The sequence below is a fragment of the Paenibacillus taihuensis genome (assembly GCF_003386535.1).
Lineage (GTDB): Bacteria > Bacillota > Bacilli > Paenibacillales > Paenibacillaceae > Paenibacillus_Z > Paenibacillus_Z taihuensis.
In genome coordinates this window covers 1-5,628 of sequence record NZ_QTTN01000079.1, presented here as the reverse complement: position 1 = coordinate 5,628, position 5,628 = coordinate 1, and the positions used below count along the sequence as shown (strand labels likewise).

The following is a 5,628-nucleotide window of genomic DNA, read 5'->3' as shown; positions in this document are numbered from 1 at the left end:
GCCAACGTTTCAAACACCTCTTAGGTGTTTCCTGACCAATGATCTCGATTGGAAACCCAGCGCGAAGAAATATTTCCATCGGTGTTTGACCAGCATGATATGCTCGAACGGCTTCAACCTTAAAGGAAGGAGCATATGTAATACTCTTCTCGGTAACGTGATGTACGTAAGGGTTCTTCTCCAACAACTGAATTTCATTCTGACTAAAATGTCTTCTATTACTCATAACAATCTACATCCCCGTTTCAGATCTCAGCTTCTTATTAAAACACAAAACCCGCAAGATGGACACTTTTTTCAAAGTGTCCATCTTGCGGGTCACAGTTCAATACTGTTGTCAGTAGTGTTTTTTTATAATCGGAGTAAGTAAACGTAAAGGAGCGGGAGATAAATGCTTAGTATTTCGCCCAAAATGATATGATACGGCATTATATCATTTATTATAGGAAGGATGATATCTCGTGAATTTTACTTCTGTACGCATCATTACCGACGACGTGGATCGTCTCGTCAAGTTCTATGAGAAAGTCATGGGTGTTTCGGCGGAACGCCCCGCGCCCGTCTTTGCCGAACTCGTTGTGCCATCGTGCACACTCGCGATCGGCCACTCCCAGACGGTGCAACTGTTCGGCGCTGGTTCCGCAGTGGCGCCCAACAATCACACTGTCATCATCGAGTTCCGCGTCCACGATGTCGATGCCGAATACGAGCGCTTGAAGCCGTTTGTCGACGAGTGGGCAAAAGAACCAACCACGATGCCGTGGGGGAATCGTGCTATGCTGTTTCGCGATCCAGACGGCAACCTAGTTAACCTCTTCGCGCCCGTGACCGAGGAAGCGATCAAACGGTTCAGCGGTAGGCGTTGACGGACAGTTGAAGTGAGTGAGGCGAATTTTCGTAGTTAGTCATTTTACTGACCGCTTCATTGAAAGAGACCAGAGACCATAGCAATGAGCTATTATTGTCGTATAAGGAAAGGCAGCAAAGACGATTTGAACGTGCTTTCCTGGTTCAGTCGCGATAAGATTGCGGCAAAGATATAAGCTTAACGGAGGTGACTTGATGAATGACAATAATATGAGCACGGTGACGCTTGGCATGGGCTGTTTTTGGAGTCCTGACGCTTTGTTCGGACAACTAAAAGGAATCATCCGAACCCGCGTTGGCTATGCCGGAGGAACCCTGGATCAACCTACTTACCGACAGCTTGGAGATCATACGGAAACGGTCGAAATGGATTACGATACCCGGATCCTTTCATTGGAGAATGTTCTGGATGTATTTTGGAGTAACCACAATCCTTTCAATATTAACGAATATAAAGGCCGTCAGTATCAATCCTTGGTCTTGTATCGTAGCCAAATTCAGCTAAACGTAATCCAGAAGGTCATGCAAATACGGGAAGAACAAGGAAAAGGAAAGCCTGACACCGAGATTGCTCCCTTTAACCGTTTTTACCCTGCTGAGGATCGACATCAGAAATATTATTTAAAACGCTATCCTAGTGCAATCGAAGAGCTGAGCAAACTTTTTCCGTCCCCTCAAGAGCTGACGGATGCAACCTTGGCAGCAAGGTTGAACGGTTTGGCCAAAGGGTATACCAATCTGCGTACCATCCTAGACGAAATCCGTACATGGCCGATCAGCGAGGAGGAACAAGGAAACTTGTTCCATCTTATCCAAAGAATCAGATGGTGATTGATCAGAAACTTTCAACATTGTATAATACCGCCTATTAGCGGAACGAGGCCACCGATTGATTCCACGGTAGCCTCGTGATATAGATTATTCAACTCTCGTGTCCCGTTAGCGTAACGAGCTGATTACTGACTTAATCTCATCAGCCATATCAAGTACTATTTTCCACTCATATGAGGTTCTGACAGCATTAATATTCCATTCATTACTTTGCTGTAATCTAAGGAATTTAGCTCTTAAACTCAGACTTTTAGACCTAACTACATCATTAATCAGTCCAGCCTCGTGCAGTCTCTGTAAATTGTCACTGTGTAAAAACGTTACTGCCCTAATATCGAATTCTTCAAAGATGTTATAACCGATAACGGAGTCATCCGAACTTAGTAAGTATGTTCCACACGAATTAATAGTATGGACGTATAGCTCATACAATTTATCTACTGAAATGTTCTCCATAAAGTCAATCCTCTGTTTCAAATTGAAGATAACACCAACAAAAAAACCTCGTATTAACTTTACTAATCTAGTGGAACTCTCCTACCCGTTAGCGGAACAGACCGCCAATTTTTATCGGCAGCCTGTTCTTCGACGTTACTGTGCTCGTTTTGTTTAGTCCATCTGGAGATCTATTGATTCTGAGTTGTTCCTTTGCTGCACAAGAACCTGTACCTTTGAATCAGAATTGGGTGAAGTAGAAGCAGCTCCGAGAATGAAAGAAAAAATTCTCTTCTCATGTGGTTTTGTAGCTGCTATTCCTCCAAAGGCTCCATCGCCTCCAACATCACCATCAACCATATACTGAGCTGTAATTTCACCCGTTTGCAACGGTTCCTTACCATTGTAGACTAAGTATGTTCTTGTATTTACTTTCTCCGATTCTTTGGATTTGTAAAAGTAGATCACTGCTCCCCAGTTGTCCGTATGACCTTTGAACTCATGGAGATATTCAAGCTTTGGATCATTTGTTATATCAGTCATTTGATCCTTTTTAATGCCGCCGTAGTAATCTTTTTCTTTAGTGCATCCTGTTAACACGATGAGTAATATAAGTACAATTGCGGTCCACTTCACTTACATACCTCCTCGTATGACCAGGCACGCCGTGTTGTCTGCCCACTGTCAACTCCATATGATCCTATATTAACAAATACGCTAATAATCATGTTTTTGTTGCGTTAAATTGCCCCTTTAGTTATACGACTCGTCATGATCGATCCTCACAATTAATTAATTTTATTAATCTTAATCTTATCTGTAAGCACAAACGCATAACAATAAAGGAAAGAACATCTATTTTCCGCCCGCCCGTGGAATATTGAACTAATATGATGTCTGCTTGAAATGATGAAAAGAGGTGAATGTACTTGGATGACCTAAATCAGATAATTGAACAGATAAAAATGCAATTAAATAATATTAGTGGTAACGTAAGTAATAACGGAAGTAATGAAGTCCAGGCTTTGAGAGAAGTCAGTGGTAGATTAGATGAAATACATTCTTCCCTTAACACGATTTCATTAGTTTTGCTATGCATACTTTTTATAGGTACTGTCGTGTCAGGTATTCATTTATATTTCTACATTAAGCGGCATTTGATAGAACATAAAAAGAAACAACAATTGGATCTTTGATATAACTGTAAAGTAACAGGCTGCCAAAACTGGCAGCCTGTTGTCATTATGCAAACGTATCTCGTTAGTTTAATTAATCCTAGATTATCTTCTGAGCCATTTCTTGATTAAAACTATGGTAAGGACTCCAAATAATATTGGAAAGGCGAAGATGAGAACAACGAAAAATCCAACATGTTGCGCTATCCAATCAGAGAATGGCTCCATATGCGTAGTCCCCCCTCAACTCATTCGCAGGATTTCATCACCTTGAATTCATTATGCAGGTGGGGAAAGTTAGAGGCGAGTGCCGTCTGGCCATTATTTGGGTATGCGGGAACAGGAGAATCGCACTAGCCGTTCCCTTACGCTTCATTCTACTGCACGCAAACTCCACAAGTGCCCTGGTGTTTACTATCCCATGACTCGACGGGTCTATGCCCTAACATTCCATCGTCATACTTATCCAAGGTGTGGAGACCGATTGCGTTTAGCGGACGGGTCTAAGCCCTTTTCGGGCACGAACTCGGTTCTCCGTGCTTTCTTTTTCAAAATCCCGCGAATGAGTCAACATACGTGACGGTTCATTACCTTAGGCTGCTTGTGAAACGAGAAAGCTGGCTTTTTCGGGAGAGAATGTTTCAGATCGATGGACCATACCAATTAGAATTCGTGCCACTTTACCCACAAGCTTGAAGACAGACTGTTGCTTTTTCATGTGTTTTACTTGAACATTATGCTGATGCAATTCTTGAAAGATCGGATTAATTCCGATAAGTTGAATGGTTGCTAAGTATAGATATTTCCTTAGATTAGAATCCTCTCGTTTGGAGATGACGATCTGCCCTTTCCTTTTTCCCGACGTGCTTTCTGCCAGATTAAGACCGGCTTTTCGCAGTAACTGACGCCCATGTGCATACTACGCGAAGTTGCTTTTCTATGTCTGCTAACATATCCATAATTCGTTCAAACTCTGTAATTAGACGCACAAAATCTTGCTTTGCTTCGGTTAAGGCTGTAATGTCTCCTACACTCCGCCTAGCTTGCGCAAGGAGCTCAGCAGCCTTTTGTATGCCTGTAGTGCCGCCTGCCCTCTGCATATGTTTTCTCCACATCGAAATGATCTCCGGTGTTGACCGTCCAGCAAGATCCTGAGGCGTAGGCAACTCCTTCAACGTTGCCATAGAACGTTTGCAGGTCCAATCCTTAAAAACCGAACTGTACTCCGGGAAACGAATATCCAGCCACCGAATGATTCGATTTTGCAGTCGAACGCTATTGGTAACCCAGAATTCTCGATCACTCATCAGCGTTCGAAGACGCTGGAATACATGTGTCTGTTTCGTATGTTCATAGTAGAAGCCTCGGCTTACTACATCTGCTATGACCAGTGCATCTTCGGGGTCGCTCTTCGATTGGCAGTTGTCTCGGTTTTCTTTGTTTCGCTTTGTCGTTGCAGGATTGACTAAGACGACTTGCAATCCTTTATGGGTAAGCCAGTTGGCCAAGTTCCACCAATAATGGCCTGTTGGCTCCATACCAATGATCACTTTGCTCATACGATGCTTTGCTGGAGGTCTTCCATCCACCGCTGCAGCTTTTCAAATCCCTCGATGCTGTTGCTAAACGAAAGATGTCGATTCGTGAGCACGATTCCACGATAATTCGTAACCTGTGACACATGTGTTTCTTTCGCCATGTCGATTCCAACAATGAGATGCGAGGTGGTAATTCGTTCAATCCGTTGATTTTGAGCTTCCGATTGTTTAAACTTCATAACAAGAGCGCCTCCTTGATGTGTTGTGGACAAACCCATCATACCGAGGCGCTCCTTTTTTGACAAAGGCCATTTCTTAGCCTTAACTGGAATGTTTAGCGCAGAACAGGCCACCGATTGGCAGCCTGTTCTATGTTGTACAAATGTGTCCCGATAGCGACTCTCACCATTAAGATCGATAATAGGACAGAATCCAGCACACGCCGTTACGGTCGGTAACGATAGCCAATAGCCCGTTAAAAGGAGCTTCGTACGCTTCCGAATTAATAGTCCCTCCGGTCGCAAATTCTCCGTAAATCCGCTTGAAGGCCTCCTCCGTTTCGATTTTCAAGAAAACTCTCACGTAATCGCCTTTCATAACCGGCTTTGCCGCTTGCGTATCCGCAAACTTAAGGGTCGCCCCCTCCACATGCAGGTCCGCGTTAAGCACTTCTTCCCCTTGTTTGCGAAGAATGGCAATCTCGCCGCCAAACACCTCTTGATAATACTTGATTTCGTCTTTGCAATTCTCCACAGCAATAAAAGGATTCACGATCATATACT

Annotated in this window: 5 protein-coding genes and 1 pseudogene; 2 read left to right on the top strand and 4 right to left on the bottom strand. The window is 43.4% G+C overall.

Annotated features, from left to right (window positions below; genetic code table 11):
• Window positions 1-226 (bottom strand): HTH domain-containing protein (locus A8990_RS31925; RefSeq protein ID WP_342772957.1); only part of this gene is annotated, 226 nt, incomplete at its 3' end.
• Between the two features lie 235 nt (window positions 227-461).
• On the opposite strand from A8990_RS31925, the gene A8990_RS31085 reads away from it, so the two are divergent.
• Both A8990_RS31085 and A8990_RS31080 read left to right on the top strand, forming a co-directional pair.
• Window positions 462-866 carry a VOC family protein gene (locus A8990_RS31085; protein WP_116192893.1) on the top strand — a complete coding sequence of 135 codons (405 nt, stop codon included), beginning with the start codon at window positions 462-464 and terminating at the stop codon, window positions 864-866.
• A gap of 196 nt (window positions 867-1,062) precedes the next feature.
• A complete protein-coding gene (locus A8990_RS31080) occupies window positions 1,063-1,698 on the top strand; it encodes a peptide-methionine (S)-S-oxide reductase MsrA (RefSeq protein ID WP_245996323.1) in 636 nt (211 codons plus the stop codon).
• A gap of 609 nt (window positions 1,699-2,307) precedes the next feature.
• Here the strand turns inward: A8990_RS31080 and A8990_RS31070 are convergent.
• From A8990_RS31070 to A8990_RS31055, 3 genes and pseudogenes are all read right to left on the bottom strand, one after another.
• Window positions 2,308-2,769, bottom strand: coding sequence for a hypothetical protein (locus tag A8990_RS31070; RefSeq protein WP_116192890.1), 462 nt, complete (start codon window positions 2,767-2,769; stop codon window positions 2,308-2,310).
• Window positions 2,770-3,900: 1,131 nt separating this feature from the next.
• A pseudogene (locus tag A8990_RS31060) lies at window positions 3,901-5,085 on the bottom strand (IS110 family transposase).
• A gap of 169 nt (window positions 5,086-5,254) precedes the next feature.
• Window positions 5,255-5,628: VOC family protein (locus A8990_RS31055; RefSeq protein ID WP_342772956.1), on the bottom strand; the 374-nt coding region annotated here is incomplete at its 5' end.